Annotated in this window: 11 protein-coding genes; 1 reads left to right on the forward strand and 10 read right to left on the reverse strand. The window is 74.0% G+C overall.

Translation table 11 applies throughout. The features are described 5' to 3' along the window. Nucleotides 1-146 precede the first annotated feature (146 nt). The 6 genes from fxsT to ACFW47_RS17450 all read right to left on the reverse strand — a co-directional run bounded on the left by fxsT (nt 147) and on the right by ACFW47_RS17450 (nt 12,696). Entirely contained in the window at nt 147-4,775 is a 4,629-nt protein-coding gene (gene fxsT / locus ACFW47_RS17425; RefSeq protein WP_386306194.1) for an FxSxx-COOH system tetratricopeptide repeat protein, read from the reverse strand. Continuing rightward, nucleotides 4,776-5,873: a MoxR family ATPase gene (locus ACFW47_RS17430; protein ID WP_386306195.1), complete on the reverse strand. Its 1,098-nt coding sequence runs from the start codon at nt 5,871-5,873 to the stop codon at nt 4,776-4,778. It abuts the gene before it with no gap. After that, the gene (locus ACFW47_RS17435; RefSeq protein ID WP_386276753.1) at nt 5,870-7,417 is read right to left on the reverse strand and encodes a hypothetical protein; all 1,548 of its coding nucleotides are present in this window, start codon (nt 7,415-7,417) and stop codon (nt 5,870-5,872) included. Before ACFW47_RS17435 ends, ACFW47_RS17430 begins: the two co-directional genes overlap by 4 nt. A gap of 147 nt (nt 7,418-7,564) precedes the next feature. Continuing rightward, nucleotides 7,565-10,129, reverse strand: a complete 2,565-nt coding sequence (locus ACFW47_RS17440; RefSeq protein WP_386276756.1) for a polynucleotide kinase-phosphatase — start codon at nt 10,127-10,129, stop codon at nt 7,565-7,567. Next, a complete protein-coding gene (locus ACFW47_RS17445; RefSeq protein WP_386306196.1) occupies nt 10,126-11,610 on the reverse strand; it encodes a 3' terminal RNA ribose 2'-O-methyltransferase Hen1 in 1,485 nt (494 codons plus the stop codon). Before ACFW47_RS17445 ends, ACFW47_RS17440 begins: the two co-directional genes overlap by 4 nt. A gap of 162 nt (nt 11,611-11,772) precedes the next feature. Further along, the gene (locus ACFW47_RS17450; RefSeq protein ID WP_386276760.1) at nt 11,773-12,696 is read right to left on the reverse strand and encodes an LLM class F420-dependent oxidoreductase; all 924 of its coding nucleotides are present in this window, start codon (nt 12,694-12,696) and stop codon (nt 11,773-11,775) included. Between the two features lie 247 nt (nt 12,697-12,943). Between ACFW47_RS17450 and ACFW47_RS17455 the strand changes: the two genes are divergently transcribed. Next, the gene (locus tag ACFW47_RS17455) at nt 12,944-13,120 is read left to right on the forward strand and encodes a hypothetical protein (protein WP_386276762.1); all 177 of its coding nucleotides are present in this window, start codon (nt 12,944-12,946) and stop codon (nt 13,118-13,120) included. Between the two features lie 40 nt (nt 13,121-13,160). Here the strand turns inward: ACFW47_RS17455 and ACFW47_RS17460 are convergent, their stop codons facing one another. The 4 genes from ACFW47_RS17460 to ACFW47_RS17475 all read right to left on the reverse strand — a co-directional run bounded on the left by ACFW47_RS17460 (nt 13,161) and on the right by ACFW47_RS17475 (nt 15,836). Next, nucleotides 13,161-13,631: a DUF6099 family protein gene (locus tag ACFW47_RS17460; protein WP_386276764.1), complete on the reverse strand. Its 471-nt coding sequence runs from the start codon at nt 13,629-13,631 to the stop codon at nt 13,161-13,163. A 221-nt stretch (nt 13,632-13,852) separates the two neighbouring features. Next, nucleotides 13,853-14,197 (reverse strand): nucleotide pyrophosphohydrolase, encoded by a 345-nt coding sequence (locus tag ACFW47_RS17465; protein ID WP_386276766.1) that lies wholly within the window; start codon nt 14,195-14,197, stop codon nt 13,853-13,855. Continuing rightward, complete coding sequence (locus tag ACFW47_RS17470; protein ID WP_386276768.1) at nt 14,194-15,348, reverse strand: ATP-binding protein; 1,155 nt, start codon at nt 15,346-15,348, stop codon at nt 14,194-14,196. The genes ACFW47_RS17465 and ACFW47_RS17470 overlap by 4 nt, the downstream gene beginning before the upstream one ends. A gap of 95 nt (nt 15,349-15,443) precedes the next feature. Next, nucleotides 15,444-15,836 carry a cell division protein SepF gene (locus tag ACFW47_RS17475; protein ID WP_219188679.1) on the reverse strand — a complete coding sequence of 131 codons (393 nt, stop codon included), beginning with the start codon at nt 15,834-15,836 and terminating at the stop codon, nt 15,444-15,446. Nucleotides 15,837-15,863 lie beyond the last annotated feature (27 nt).

Below are 15,863 nucleotides of genomic sequence, written 5' to 3' on the forward strand. Positions count from 1 at the left end.
CCCCCCGCGCCGAACCACGGCGCGCCGCCCCCCAGTCCGGCCATGCGGCACGCCGCCCGGCCGTGCGCGCGCCGCACCCCCGCCCGGTCGGCCGGGCACCGTGCCCGCGCCGAACCCGGCACCCCCGCCCGACCAACCGCCGGAGGCTACAGCGGCATCGGAGCCATGTCGCACTCGATGCGGCGGCGGCGGCGTGCGGCGGTGAGCCAGGGGTGGTCGGCGCGGACCTTCTCGGTGAAGCCCTCGACGGCCCGGCGCTCCAGTTCGTCCGCCTCCGCTCCCCGGCCCAGGCCCCGCAGGTCGAGCGCGAGGTTGGCGGTGCAGGCGAGGGTGAGCGGGTGGTCCTCGCCGGCGACCTCCGCGAGCAGCGGCAGGTTGGCCTCGTCGATCTCGCGGGCCCGGTCGAAGTCCAGCCGGGCGTAGGCCGTGCTGGCCTGTCCGATGGCGGTGGTCAGCGTGGTGATGTGCCGCTCCCCCACTGTCTCGGCCATCCGGCGGGCCGCGTCGTCCTCCTCCTCCTGCGCGCTGTCCAGGGCTCCGAGGGTGCGCAGCGTGGCGGCCAGGTTGGCCCGGGTCAGCAGGGTGTACAGGTGGTTGGCGCCGAGCCGCTGCTCGTAACGCCGGGCGGTGTCCTCGGCGAGCTGCCGCGAGCTGTCGAGGTCGCCGGCGAGGCGCCGGTCGACGGAGAGGTTGGCCGCGGTCGCCAGCGAGTCGGAGTGGTCGTTGCCGTAGCGGTTGACGAAGCGCCGCAGCGTCTCCTCGGTGAGCTTGGCCGCCTTGTCGACCGCCCCGTCGCGGCGCCGGCAGACCGCGAGGTTGCGGGCGATGCGCAGGGTGAGCGGGTGCTCGTCGCCGAACGCGGCGCGGGCCCGGAGGTACACGTCCTCCTGGAAGTCGCGGGCGCCCGGGTAGTCGCCGCTCTCGCGCATGTCGATGGCCAGGCCGTTGAGGGTGTTGAGGGTGAAGAAGCTGGCGGGGCCGAACAGCAGGTCGCGCAGCCGGGCGTTCTCCTGGTCCAGCGGCAGCGCCTCGCGGAACTCACCGACCAGCCGGAGGTCGACGCCCCACGAGTGCGTCGCCCGCAGGGTGGCGGGGTCGTCGGTGCCGAAGAGGGAGCGGGCCAGTTCGGTGGCCTCCCGGCTCACGCTCCGCGCCTCCTCCAGCCGGCCCTGGTAGCGGCGGGCGTCGGCCATCTCGCACAGGGAGTCGATCAGTTCCTCCGGCTCGACCTCCAGCCGGCGGGAGGTCTCCAGCGCCTTCTCGATCAGCGGGATCGACTCGGGCACCTGCCCGGTCTGCCGCAGCAGGAAGGAGAAGCTTTTCGTCATGCGGACGACGTGGATGTCCTCCTCGCCGGAGGCCGCGAGCCAGCGGTTCCAGGCCTCGCGCGCGAAGTCCGCGGCACCCTCGTGGTCGCCCCAGTAGTAGAGGAACCAGACGGTGTCGGCGACCAGGTCCCGCACCCAGGTGTCGGAGCTGGTCACGGCCTGCGAGGCCAGGACGTGGGGCAGCAGCGCCTGGTAGGCGGGCCATTCGAGGGAGGAGCCGTACGGGCCCGGCTTGGCCGCGGACAGCAGCTGATGCGCGGCGCCGCGCATCCGCTCGCGCTCCTCCTCGCCCAGCTTGGCCAGGAGCACGGTCTGCAGCAGGCGGTGCATCTGCAGGGTGTCGGCGCGCGGGTCGACCCTGATGAGGGAGAACTGGCTGAGGTCGCGCACCGCGCGGTTCAGCCGGATCGACTGGCGCAGCAGCGGGTCGACCTCGGGCGTGATGCTGACGCCCCGGCTGCCGCGGAGGATGGAGCGCGGGATGGGCTCCGGGGCCATGCTGGCGCAGATGTCGAGGAGCTGGCGGGCACCGGGGTTGTTCTGCTGGATGCGCTCCAGCGAGAGGTCCCAGGCGGCGGCGACGGAGACCGGGTAGTCGGGCGCCGGGTCGAGTTCCAGGATCTCGGGGCTGCGCTGGGCGAGCAGGTCGAGGTACTCGTCGACGAGCATCCCGGTGACCGCGCGCCAGGCGCCGGCCTGCTCGACGGCGAGCGGGAGGTCGCCGAGGGCCTCGGCGAGCCGGTCGGCGTCCTCGGTGCTCAGGTCGGGCGAGCGCTTCTGGAGGAGTTCGATGGACTCGGAGCGGTCGAAGACGTTCACCGGCAGCGGGGTCGCCACGCGTTCCCAGGCCCGGTTCCGGGAGGTGACGATGACTTTGCCCGGCCCGTTGGTGGGGAAGTACTGGCGTACCGCCTCGACGTCCTCGGCGTTGTCGAAGACGAGCAGCCAGTCGTTGAACGGCGTCCCGTTGCGCAGTGCCTCCAGCACGGCGGGCACGGCGGTGTTGGCGGCCGGCGCGCCCACGCGGTCCTGGCCGGCGGGGGCGACGCCCAGTTGAGCGGCGAGGTTGCCCAGCGCGGCCAGGATGAGGCTCTCGCGTTCGGCGGGGATCCAGCAGATCACCCTGTAGTCGTGCTGGTGGGTGTAGATGTACTCCAGGGCGAGCTGGGACTTGCCGACGCCGCCGAGTCCGTGCAGCGCGTGCGGGAGGACCGCGGCCGTGTCCTGGGCACCCAGTTGCTCCTCCACGGCCCTCAGCAGTCCCTGCCGGCCGACGAACGAGGTGTTGCGCAGGGGCACGTTCACCAGCATGGCGGGCGTCGCGGTCGTGGTGCTCTGCATGAGCTGCTCAGCCTCCGGGGCTTCGGGTGGGGTGGCGTCGGATACCAGGGGCGGCACGGGGTCTCCAGGTTCGTCGGGGTTGTTCGACGCTGGATCCCTGCCTGCTCGGCCGCCGGATGATCCCCCGCCGCCCCCAGGGTTCACCTCAGTGGGTGTACCCGGGGGCAAACCGGTGCCCACCCGTTCGGCCGCACCGGACGGCGGGCGCCCGGAGAGTCGCGGTTCGATGCGCCTGGCCCGGTCGGAGTAGGGGCCCGAGAGGGCGCGCATCACGGCCAGTTCGCTGCGTGCCCAGCCGCCTTCGGCGGGATCGGGCAGGGCGGCTCCGGCCGGGTCGTGCAGCGCGGCGCGCAGCGCGACGCCCCGGGTACCGGCGGCCGGCAGCTCGCCCACCATGCTGACCGTGCGGGCGAGTTGGCTGCGGGTGGTGGTGGCGAGCAGTGCCTCACGGACGCCGTCGGCGAACTCCGGGCGGCCCTCGCCGCCGCTGTTCCAGTCGATCAGCCCGCCCATGAGGATCTCGGCGAGGTGGTCGGGACCGGTCTCCGGCATGGTGCGGCGCCGCAGCTGTTCCACGAGGTCGAAGTCGAAGGGGATCGCGGCGAGTTGGGTGGCGAGCCGGCGTGCGGCCGGAGTGGCGAGGGTGAAGAAGCGGCGCACGGCGGCGGTGGCGGCGCGCGGCAGCCGGGGCGCGCGCAGGCCGGGCGCGGGCGCGCCCTTGGCGAGGGCGCCGGCGAGTACGACGGGCAGGGACCGGCGTACGCCCCGCTCGCCGGTGACGAGGTCGGCCCAGGTGCCGAGCGAGCCGGGCTTGAGGGAGAGCACGGGCACCGGCAGGGAGCCGTCACCGGCCTCGGGCAGCGGCCGCAGCGGGTCGGGGCCGCCGGGCGGAGCCCAGTGGCCGAGGCCTTCGTTGGAGGCGCCGAACCCGCCGGCTTCCAGGACCGCCTGGTACGGGTAGAGGGAGGTGCGGTGCCGCAGGTGGGGCGGCAACAGGTGCACGAGGGCCGTGGGGCCGGCGCGGCCGAGGCGGCCGAGCAGGTCGTCGGCGGCCTGGGCGGCCCAGCCGTGGGCGAGCCCGTCGGTGACGACGAGGAAGACCCGGCCGCCCCGGCCGTCGAGGAGTTCGGCGGGGTCGGCGGGGGCGCGGTCGTCGGGGCGGCGCAGGGTGGCGGTACCGGTGCGCGGCACGTGCACGCGGACGGCGCGGACACCGCAAAAGGCGCCGCTGTGCTCGGCGGCCTCGGTCAGGCGGGCGCAGGTCTCCTGCCAGATGCGCATGGTCGGGGCGTCGTCGACGAGCAGCACGAGGTCGAAGGCGGTGGCCCGGGCGGGCCGCAGGAAGGGCAGCCAGAGGCCGTCGGACACGCCCTGCTCGGCGGTGGCCTCCTCGTCGAGTTCCAGGGTGTGCCGGGAGGGGATGCGCCGGGCCAGCCGGTGCAGGGCGCGGGCGAGCAGCGCGGTGGTGCGGCCGGGGCCGGGCCGGGGGCGTTCCTCGACGGGCAGCAGCGGGCGCCCGACGTGCAGCGTGAAGGTGCCCTCGGTGTCGGGTAACAGCCTCCGCCGGGCGCCCTGTTCGGAGGGTGTGGTGTCCCGGGGGCCGGTGGGCGCGGTGCCCTCGGCGGGGTCGGGGGGCGGCACGGGACCGGCGGTGGCACCGGTGCCGGGAGCTGTCGGCCGCGGGGCGGTCCCGAGGCCGGTCGAGCCGGTGCCGTCGTCGGTCGCGGACGGCTCGGGCGGGCGATCTCCCTCCGCTCCGGTCCCGGGCGCGGTCTCGCCCTCCCCCGCCCGCGGCGGGTGCGGGTGAACGGGCGCGAGCTCGGACTCCGGTTCCGGACGGCCGCCGTCCGGGCCGCCGTGCCGGTCCCAGTACGCGGCGAGCCAGACCGCCTCGGCGACCTCCCGCCAGTGCGCGTCGGCCGGTTCGCTCCCGTCCTGGCGCGGCTGGTCGCGGGCGGACGCCTGCCGGGCCGGGGCAGCGCCGGGCACCGCTCCGTACCCGTTCGCGCCTTCGACGGACTCGGGGAACGCCGACGGAGGCGACGTCCCTGATACGGGATCACCGTCGCCCGGTCCGGATGCGCGCTCCCTGGGAAAGCCGGTCATTCAGCGGCCCTTCGCGAGGTCGCGGAGCAGCATTTCCACGAGCTTACGCCCGTCACCGGCCGCCTGGAAACCACCCGCGGTAGTCATCTGGACAGCGTTGAGTAGCTGATCCAGGGAGTGGGTGCCGCCGGAGCGGATCCGTCGTACGAACTCGTCCACGAGGTCCTCGGTACCCTCGGGCCGGACGCCCAAGTGCCCCTCCACCAGGGCGAGCAGCTGCTCGTGGTCGGGGGTGCGCAGCTCCAGGGGCAGGCAGCGGCGGCGGAAGGCCGCGGGGAACTCGCGCTCTCCGTTGCTGGTGATCACCACGACCGGGAACTCCCGGCACTCCACGCGCCCGTCCCGCACCAGCGCCTGGCCCGCGGGGTCGCTGGTGTGCACGCGCGCGGTGTCCGCGGCGTCACGCACCAGTTCCGGGACCTCATAACTTCCGTTCTCCAGGACGTGCAGCAGGTCGTTCGGCAGGTCGATGTCGCTCTTGTCGAGTTCGTCGACGAGGAGCACCCGGGGACGATCGTAGGGCAGCAGGGCGGTGCCCAGGGGGCCGAGGGTGATGAAGTCCCCCAGTACAGGCGGGAGTTGGCGATCCGATGATACGACCGGCGAGTTGACGCCGTCCGGTTCGCCCCCGGTGGCCCCCGTGACCTCGGGGGCGGCCGTGCCACGCAGGCCCGCCTGCCAGGCCGCGATGGCCTGCGCGCGGCCCATCGCGTCGTGGACGTAGAGCCCGTCCCGCAGGGTGGTGCGGCTGACGATGTTCCACTCCAGGACCCGGCCGAGGCCCAGTTCCCTGGAGATCACGTAGGCCAGCGTGGACTTGCCGATGCCGGGCGGACCGGTGATCAGCAGCGGCCTGCGCAGCAGCAGGGCGGCGTTGACGGTGTCGATCTCCTCGGGACCGAGCTGCGGGGTCACCTCGCCGGGGCCCAGCCTGCGCACCGCCGCCTCCGGCTCGTCCGGCGGAGCGGGCTGGGCCGGTGTGCCGAGGAAACGCCGCCAGGGGGGCGCCTGGGGCAGCGCGGGCGCGACGACCGGCGGCCGGCCGGTGCCGTGGAACACGCGCCAGCCGTTCGGGGACGTCTGCTCCTGCGTGCTCATGCCGGTGCCTCCTCGTCGGCGAGATCGCCGGGTTCGATGGTGTGCATGTCGACGATTCGGGTGGGATCATCCCAGAGGAACCCGATGTGCCGCCCCAGGAGTCTGCCCGGGCCCTGCTGGTTGAGTTCGGCGCTCCGCCGCAGCCGGTGGATGGCGACCGGGATCTGCCCGGGCGTCGGCACCGACGCGAACACGGCCGTCACCACCTCGCGCCGCTCCTCCGGGAAGGCCCCCCTGCGGTCCCACACCGCCAGCCCGATGCCCTCCGCGATGGCGGCCTTGAGCGCTTCCATGGCGGAGAGCCCGGCCGGGGCGTCCAGCACCACGGCCGTGTGCCTGGTGTCCCCCGCGAGCGTCGCCTGCCACGCGTCGAGCCGCCGCGCGTCCGGCTTGGTCCAGCCGTGCACACCGACCCCGTGCTGCCGCAGCGCCTGCCAGCGCTCCTGCCACTGGTGCCGGACCAGCGCGTCGTCGGTGCGCATCCGCTCCAGACTCCGTAGGTGCACGCCGTACTTCAGCCCGAGCGGCAACGGCCGGCCGTCGCCGATCCGGTACGTCAGACTGGCCACATCGTGGTTGAGGAGGTCGTACGGAAGAACGAACTCCACGTACGCCGACGGCCGGCCCTGTCCACCCGCACCGGGCTCCTGCGGCCCGCCCCAGAGCCGGGCACCCTGTCGCAGCGCGTCGTCCACGGCCGGGCCGAGGTCCTCCAGGGTGGTCACCGCCGGCGCTCCGGGCTGCGGGTCCCAGTGCCCCGGCGCCGTGTTGAGCCAGGGCCGCACGACGACGTCGTCGGTGCCGTCGCGGGCCGGTTCGACGGCGACGATCAGGCAGCGGGGGATGTCCGGGTCCCGCACCGTCCGGGCGCGTGCCTCCCGGCGCCGCTTCAGCTCGGTGGCCAGGCCGGCCCGCCCGGCCCACTCGTCGACCCAGCCGCGCAGCGCGGCGCGGTGGCCGTGCTCGGCGGCGAGCGGGGCCGCCCGGTCGAGGAGGAGGACGGCGGGCGGCAGGCCGTCCGGCTGGGCGTTCCAGGCCAGTACGTGGAGGAAGAGCTGGTCGGGCAGGAGGCCGGTGGGCAGGTCGAGGCCGTTGAGCTCCTCGGCAAGGTCGTCGCGCAGTGTCCCGGCGGGCAGTTCGCCCCCGGCGAGTACGGCGCGCGCCGCGCTCTCGTCGTCAGGGCCGAGCGGGCCCGGCGGTGCCCCCGGCGCGGCGGTCGGTTCGGGGGTGATCAGCCGGAGCACCTCGTCGCCGGCCGGGCCTCCTTCGAGGATGCGCACCACGTCGGCGAGTACGCGTTCGCCGCCCGTCACGTTCAGGGCGGCGCGGACCAGAACGACCACGTCCTCACGCTGCTTGACGCCGCGCAGGTCGACGGCACGCCCCAGCTGCCCTTCGAGCAGCGAGGCGAAATGGACGCGTCCCTGTGCGTCCTCCGTGCAGCCGAATCCGCACAGGGCCTCGGTCAGCTCCAGCAGTAGTGCCAGGCCCCGCGCCTGTCCGGAGTCGTCCTCGGCTCCGCCGAGTCCCGCGCCTGTCTCCACCGACTGTCCCCCATGAGTCGGTTGTCATGCCTGACCGACCTGCGAAGTTAGCACGGCAACTGACGGTTAACCAGAGACTCGTGAGGTCCGGCGGCACGGTGTCCGGCCGGACCTCCCCCAGAGGGGAGACCCGGCCGAAAACACGCCCTACAGCCGCGGGTCCACCGGCTCCGACTCCAGCGCGAGCACGCCGAACACCGCCTCGTGCACCCGCCACAGCGGCTCGCCGTCCGCCATGCGGTCCAGGGCCTCCAGGCCGAGGGCGTACTCGCGGATCGCCAGGGACCGCTTGTGGCCCAGGAACCGCTGCCGCAGCCGGGCGAGGTTGTCCGGGCGCGTGTACTCGGGGCCGTAGATGATCCGCAGGTACTCGCGGCCCCGGCACTTGATGCCGGGCTGCACCAGGCGGCCCTTGGGGTCGCGCACCAGCGCGCCGACCGGCTTGACGACCATTCCCTCGCCGCCGCGGCCGGTCATCTCCAGCCACCAGTCGACGCCGGCGCGCACCGACTCGGGGTCGGCGGTGTCGACGTACAGCCGCCGGGTGGTGCGCAGCAGGCCGCTGCCGTCGTGCTCGACCATCCGGTCGAGCAGGGCCAGCTGTTCGTCGTGCGGCAGGGCGGCCAGGCTGCGGCCCTGGACGGCGAGAATCTGGAACGGAGCCAGGTGGACGCCGTCCAGGCCATCGGTGGGCCAGCAGTAGCGCCGGTAGGCGTCGGTGAACGCGGCGGCGTCGGCGGCCCGCTCGCGCTGGCGGTCGAGGAGGTCCTTCACCTCGACGCCGCGCGCGGCGGCGCCCTCCAGGGCGGCCAGCGCGCCCGGGAACACCGCGCCGGAGGCGGCGCCCACGGCGGCGTACTGAGAGCGGAGCAGCCCGGCGGCCTTCAGCGACCAGGGCATCAGCTCGGTGTCGAGGAGCAGCCAGTCGGTGGCCAGTTCGTCCCACAGGCCGGCCTCGCCGATCGCGGTGCGCAGCCGGTCGAGGATCGCCCCGGTCCGGTCCGGGTCGTCGAGGAACGGGCGGCCGGTGCGGGTGTAGAGGGAACCGGCCGGGCCGCCGTCCACCCCGAAGCGGGTGCGGGCCGTCCCGGCGTCGCGGCAGACCAGCGCCACCGCCCGGGAGCCCATGTGCTTCTCCTCGCACACGACGCGCGCCACACCGTCGGCCGCGTACTGCGCGAAGGCCTCCTTCGGGTGCTCCAGGTAGCCGTCCACGCCGGAGGTGGCGGTCGGCGCCATGGTCGGCGGGAGGTACGGCAGCAGCCGGGGGTCGGTCGCGAAGCGGCTCATGACCTCCAGGGCCGCCGCCGCGTTCTCCTCGCGCACGGTGATCCGTCCCGCGTGCCGGGTCTCCACCACCCGGCGGCCGTGCACGTCCGCCAGGTCGAGCGGCCGGCCGTCGTGTCCGCCGGGCGCCTCGGTGCGCAGCGGCTTGGCCGGCTCGTACCAGACCCGCTCGGCCGGTACGTCGACCAGCTCGCGCTCCGGCCAGCGCAGCGCGGTGAGCTTGCCGCCGAAGACGGCGCCGGTGTCCAGGCAGATGGTGTTGTTGAGCCAGGTCGCCTCGGGGACCGGGGTGTGGCCGTAGACGACGGCGGCGCGGCCCCGGTAGTCCTCGGCCCACGGGTAGCGCACCGGCAGCCCGAACTCGTCGGTCTCGCCGGTGGTGTCGCCGTACAGGGCGTGGCTGCGGACCCGGCCGGAGGTGCGGCCGTGGTACTTCTCGGGCAGACCGGCGTGGCACACCACCAGCTTGCCGCCGTCGAGGACGTAGTGGCTGACCAGGCCGTCGATGAACTCGCGCACCTCGGTGCGGAACTCCTCGCTCTCGCCGTCCATCTGCTCGATCGTCTCGGCGAGTCCGTGGGTGTGCTGGACCTTGCGGCCGCGCAGGTGGCGGCCGTACTTGTTCTCGTGGTTGCCGGGGACGCACAGGGCGTTGCCCGACTTCACCATGGACATCACGCGGCGCAGGACGCCGGGGCTGTCCGGGCCGCGGTCGACCAGGTCACCGACGAAGACGGCGGTGCGGCCGTCGGGGTGGACGCCTTCGGTGTAGCCGAGCCTGCCGAGCAGGGTCTCCAGCTCGGACGCGCAGCCGTGGACGTCGCCGACGATGTCGAAGGGGCCGGTGAGGTGGGTGAGGTCGTTGAACCGCTTCTCGGTGACGACGGTGGCGTGCTCGACGTCCTCGACGCCGCGCAGCACGTGCACCTTGCGGAAACCCTCGCGCTCCAGGTGGCGCAGGGAGCGGCGGAGTTCGCGGGTGTGGCGCTGGACGACCCGGCGGGGCATGTCGGCGCGGTCGGTTCGGGTGGCGTTGCGCTCGGCGCACACCTGCTCGGGGACGTCGAGGACGACGGCGATGGGCAGCACGTCGTGCCTGCGGGCCAGCTCGATCAGCTGGCGGCGGGCGTCCTGCTGCACGTTGGTCGCGTCGACGACGGTGCGGCGGCCGGCGGCGAGGCGCTTGCCGGCGATGTAGTGCAGGACGTCGAAGGCGTCCCGGCTGGCGCTCTGGTCGTTCTCGTCGTCGGAGACCAGGCCCCGGCAGAAGTCCGAGGAGATGACCTCGGTGGGTTTGAAGTGACGCCGGGCGAAGGTGGACTTGCCGGAGCCGGAGGCGCCGATCAGCACGACGAGGGAGAGGTCGGTGACCGGCAGGGCACGGCCCCGGGCGGGGGCGCCGGTGGTGTCGCTGGCGGTGGTCATGCTGCCTTCGCCTCCTTCTCGGTCGAGGTCGCGGTGGTGGTCGTGGTCAGGGTGAAGACGGCCAGCTGCGTGGGCGGGCCCACCTCGGGGTCGTCGGGGCCGACGGGGCGGAACTCGACGGCGTACCCGTGGCGTTCGGCGACCGCGCCCGCCCAGGTGCGGAACTCCTCGCGGGTCCACTCGAAGCGGTGGTCGCGGTGGCGGACGTGGCCGGCCGGGAGGGTCTCCCAGCGCACGTTGTACTCGACGTTGGGGGTGGTGACGACGACGGTGCGCGGGCGGGCCGAGCCGAAGACGGCGTACTCCAGGGCGGGCAGCCTCGGCAGGTCGAGGTGTTCGATCACCTCGCTGAGCACGGCGGCGTCGTAGCCCCCCAGGCGCTTGTCGGTGTAGGCGAGGGAGCCCTGGAAGAGCTGGACGCGCGCGGCCTGCCGCTCGCCCATGCGGTCCAGCTTGAGCCGCCGGGAGGCGATGGTGAGCGCGCGCACCGACACGTCCACGCCGACGATCTCCGTGAAGCGCGGCTCCTTGAGCAGCTCGCGCACCAGGTGGCCCTCGCCGCAGCCGAGGTCGAGGACGCGGGCGGCGGCGCCGTCCCGGAGAGCGGTGAGGATCGCCTCGCGGCGCTGTACGGCGAGCGGGGTCGGCTTCTCCTCCTGCTCGGCCTCGGCCGCGACGGCGTTGTCGATCTCCTCGACGTCGCTGTCGTCGGTCTCGGCCAGCCGGAGCAGCTCCAGCCGGTCCATCGCCTCACGGGTCAGGGACCAGCGGCGGGACAGGTAGCGGCTGGTGATCAGCTTCTGCTCCGGGTGGCCCGGCAGCCAGCCCTCACCGGCCCGCAGCAGCTTGTCGACCTCGTCCGGGGCGACCCAGTAGTGCTTGGCGTCGTCGAGCACCGGGAGCAGGACGTACAGGTGGCGCAGGGCCTCGGCGAGGGTGCGGACCGCGGACTCCAGTTCGAGGCGGACGTAGCGGGAGTCGCCCCACTCGGGGAACTCGGTGTCCAGGGGGACGGACTCCACGGTGACCGTCCAGCCGAGCGGTTCGAACAGGCGCCGTACGAGGTCGGGGCCGCCGCGGGCGGGCAGCGCCGGGATCGCGACGCGCAGCGGCAGCGGCTCGGCCGCGCGCTCGGGGCGGGACTTGCACACGCCGCGCATCGCGCTGGAGAAGACGTTGCTCAGCGCCACGGCGAGGAGCGAGGAGACCGCGTACGGGCGGTCGTTGACGTACTGGGCGAGGGCCGCGTCGGGGGCGCCGCCACGGCCCTTGCCCTTGCCGCGCCGGACCAGCGCCACCGCGTCGACCTCCAGCAGCAGCGCCGCCGTGCAGCGCTGCTCGTCCGCCTCGGGGTAGAGCACGTGGGCCGTGCCGAAGGAGGTGGAGAACGCCTGCGCCCGGTCGGGATGCTTGTGCAGCAGGAAACCGAGGTCGGTCGCGGGGCGGTCGGGAGTACCGGTGGTGGTGAGGGTCAGGAACATGCGGAGGGCCTCTCCGGCGGGGTGGACGGCTGGGTGTGCGTGACGGCGCGCCCTACGCGCGGGAGCCCCCGGGGTGGTGTTCCCCGGGGGCTCCGGCAGGACGACCGTCACACCATCGCACAGGGCGGGTGACCGGCGCCTTCGGTTATTCGGACGGCTTTCTCAAACCAGCTGGGACTGGACCTGGGAGGAGATCAGCTCCAGGTGGTCCAGGTCGTCGAGGTCCAGGATCTGGAGGTAGATCCGCTGGGCGCCGACCGCGGCGTACCGGCCGATCTTGTCGACGACCTCGGCCGGGGAGCCCGCCAGTCCGTTGGCCTTCAGCTCGTCGACCTCGCGGCCGATGACGGCGGCACGGCGGGCCACCTCGGCGTCGTCCTTGCCGACGCAGGCGACGAGGGCGTTGGAGTAGGTGAGCGCGTCCGCCGGGCGGCCGGCTTCCGCGGCGGCCGCCCGCACCCGGCCGAACTGGCGCTCGGTGTCCTCGATCGAGGCGAAGGGGATGTTGAACTCGTCGGCGTACCGCGCGGCGAGGCGCGGGGTGCGGGTGGCGCCGTGGCCGCCGATGAGCACCGGGACCTTCGCCTGCGCGGGCTTGGGCAGCGCGGGCGAGTCGGTGAGGTCGTAGAACTTGCCGTGGAAGTCGAAGGTCTTGCCGGTCTGGGTGCCCCACAGACCGGTGACGATCTCGAGCTGCTCCTCCAGGCGCGCGAACTTCTCCTTCGGGAAGGGGATGCCGTACGCCTTGTGCTCCTCCTCGAACCAGCCCGCGCCCAGACCCAGCTCGACGCGGCCGCCGGACATCTGGTCGACCTGGGCGACCTGGATGGCGAGGACGCCGGGCAGCCGGAAGGTGCCGGCGGTCATGAGGGTGCCGAGCCGGATGCGCTTGGTCTCGCGGGCGAGGCCCGCCAGGGTGATCCAGGCGTCGGTCGGGCCGGGGAGGCCGTCCACGGAGCCCATGCGGAGGTAGTGGTCCGAGCGGAAGAAGGCGTCGAAGCCGAGGTCCTCGGTGGCCTTGGCGACGGTGAGCAAGGTGTCGTAGGTGGCCCCCTGCTGGGGCTCGGTGAAGATACGGAGATCCATGTCTCCATCCTGCCCGCTCGGTGCGGGTGCCCCGCACCGGCTCCGGACGCCCCAGGGGTGTTTCCCGGCCTCCCGCGGGTGAATTCGCGTCAACCGCGGGCCCGGTGCGCGGCAGGGCCAGTGACCGGGCCGGACGGTGATCGTTTGCGGGGCGGAGCCGGATCGTCCGGCGTCCGCGCCGGGGCGTGTGCGCCGGTGCGTCAACCGTGTCGGCCTCCCCGTGGAGGCTGGGGCCGAGGAGGCCGCCATGTCCGAAGAGACCGTGCCGCAGCAGGACGGGGCGGATGCCCGGCCGAAGGGGCTGCTCCAGCAGATGGAGGAGCTCATGGCGGCGCTGAACGCGGACCTGTCGGCCCTGGACGCCGACCTCCAGTCGGCCGGGGATCCTGGGCGGCCGGCCGGCGAGGAGCAGCGAGCCGACTGAGCTGTACGCGGGTGCGAGCGGCGGGTGGCCGGCGGTGTGGCTAGCCCGCCTCCCGCTCCGGTAACTCCGCTTCCCCGTCCGCCAGCTTGCGCAGCATCTCCAGGACCCGGTCCCGGGACTCGTCCGCCGCGTCGATGGCCTCCATGCACTGCCAGTACGTGGCCTCGTCGTCCGCGGCACAGGCCACGCCGACCAGCGCGATGCCGGTCTCGCCGAGCAGGGTGCCGAGGCGCACCAGCGCCTGGCGGGCGTCGCCCAGCTCGGTCAGCTGGGCGGCGCGCAGCTCGCCCGGCGCCAGCTCAGGGGTGCGCAGCACTCCGCAGCCCCGGCCCGCCAGCTCGGTCAGCCCGATCGCCTCGCCGCGCAGTTCGGGTGGTCCGTAGACCGCCAGCCGACTGCCGATCGCCTGCGCCAGGGCCTGCACCTGCCACACCTCCGTCAGAATGTCCGGCACCTCGCCGCCGGCCGCCAGGGCACGCCCACTCGTCACGATGAGCCGCACAGCGTCCATGCGCTGCCCCCGTCTTTTGTCCGACGCGCCCAGGGCGCGTCCGCCCGAACTCCGTTGTCCACTACCCAGAGTGAAGGCGTGTGGGACGAAAAGCCAGAGGAAGGCGGAAATCTTCGGACAGCAAATTGATTTCCGGCCCGTTCTCGACTGCGGAGAGTAATAACGGAGTTGGTCGCTCCTTTTCGGTCCTCCTGGCTCCGCTCCTCCTCGCTCCCCCTCGCTCAGCCTTCCGGTTCCCCGCGCACCGGGAAGCGGAGCTCGTTCCGCTCGATCTTGGCCTCCAGTGCCGCCAGCGGGTCGACGCCCAGCACCTCGCAGAACTGGAGCAGGTACGCCAGTACGTCGGCCACCTCGTCCCTGACCCGGTGGGCGGTGTCCGGGTCGGTCATGACGCGGGCCGACTGCTCGGGCGTCAGCCACTGGAAGATCTCGACGAGTTCGGCGGCCTCCACGCTGAGCGCGGCGGCCAGGTTCTTGGGGGTGTGGTACGGCTGCCACTGCCGCGCGGCCGCGAACTCGGCCAGTCTGCGCTGCAGTGCCGCCAGCTCCAGGGAATGATCGGTCACGGCTCCAGGTGTACCACCGTGACGCCGTCCGCCCCGGCCGTCCAGGAGGCGTCGGCGACCGCGGCGACGAGGCGGATGTGCCCGCGGTCGCACATCCGGGCCGCCAGCCGCAGCAGCTCCGCCCGCTGCCGCGTGTCCAGGCCGCGGTCGAAACCGTCGGCGAGGACGGTGAGCGTCTGCAGGGCGGCGGGCACCTCGCCGACCGGATCGACCTCCAGCACCCCCGGACCGGTGAACAGCACCAGGGCGAGGGCGAGGTAGCGCAGTTCGCCGTAGCCGAGGCGGGTGAGCCCGGTGCGGACGCCGTCGCCCCGGTCCAGGAGGGCGCGCAGCACGCCTCCGACGACCGGTTCGGCCAGCACGTCCACGACGGGGCCCGCGCATCCGGCACGTACCGCCGCGACGAACTGCGCGTGCCGCCGCGCGCACTCGGCGCGGGTGCGCCACAGCACGTCGGCGAGGTTGTCGCAGCCGCCGAGCAGGCGCCCGGAGCCGGTGGGCACCGGCTCGCGCATCCGGCCGGGCCGCGGATCGCAGGCGAAGACGGAACGCAGGGCGACCACCATCTGCTCGGCCGCGGCCAGCACCCTGCGCTGGCCGTCCGTCTTGCCGGCCACCCTGAGCGGCAGCAGCGGGGTGCCGAGCCGGTCGTCCGGCAGCGGGGCGCGGGTCACGGGCGCCGGCCCGGCGGTGTGCCAGGCCGCCTGCACGGCGCGGCGGCCCGGGTCGCGCAGGGCCGTCTCCAGCAGCACGACCCCGTCGGCCGTCAGCCGTTCACCCACGATGCGCAGCTCGGGCTCCGCCTGCACGGCGACGTCCAGCCGCACCGGGCCCGCAGCCCCGTCGGCCGTGCAGCCGATGCGGAAGCCGCGGCGGTGCTGGGCGTCGGGCCGGGCCCGCTCGGGCACACAGGCGACCGGGTCGGGGAACGCCACCGCGAGCTCGGCGCCGCCGCCGAGGCGGGCCAGCGCGTCGTACGCCCTGAGGGCGGTGGTCTTGCCGCAGCCGCTGGGGCCGGCGAGCACGGTGAGCGGCCCGAACGGCAGCACCGCGCGCCGGTGACCGGCGAAGGCGGACAGCCGCAGCTCGGTGACCCTGGGCCGGTCCGGGAGCGGGGTGACGGACGCCGTCGACGCGGGTGACGCTGCCATGCTCGGACCGTAGGACCGCGTCGCACGCCGAACCGTTTTGCCCGGAAGGCGTTCCTACGATCGGGGGACGCTGCCGTCAGGACCGGGCGGGGCCGTCACACTCCGGGGACGTCCGCCGCGCCCTCCATCAGCCCGTTCACCTCGGTCCCGGCCGGGGTCAGCAGGAACACGTTGCGGTCGACCCGGTGCATCCCGCTGGCCAGGCCGAAGACGACGCCGGTGCTGAAGTCCAGGACCCGCTTGGCCACCTCGCCCTCGGCGCTGGTCAGGTCCAGCAGGACCGGGATGCCCGCCATCAGGGTCTCGGCGACCTCGCGGGCGTCCGCGAACACGTTGACCCGCAGGACGACGAACCGGCGGCGGGTCTCCGTCACCGCCTCCGGCAGCGCCCGGTGCCCGACCGAGGACGGCCAGGCGTCGCGCCCGCGCAACGGAACGACCTGGGCGAGCCCCTCCCACTGTTCATCGGTGACGTCGTGGCTGTTCACCGGTTCCCCCGAAATCCACTCGCCTTC

This window comes from Streptomyces sp. NPDC058796, assembly GCF_042745235.1.
Classification (GTDB): Bacteria; Actinomycetota; Actinomycetes; order Streptomycetales; family Streptomycetaceae; genus Streptomyces.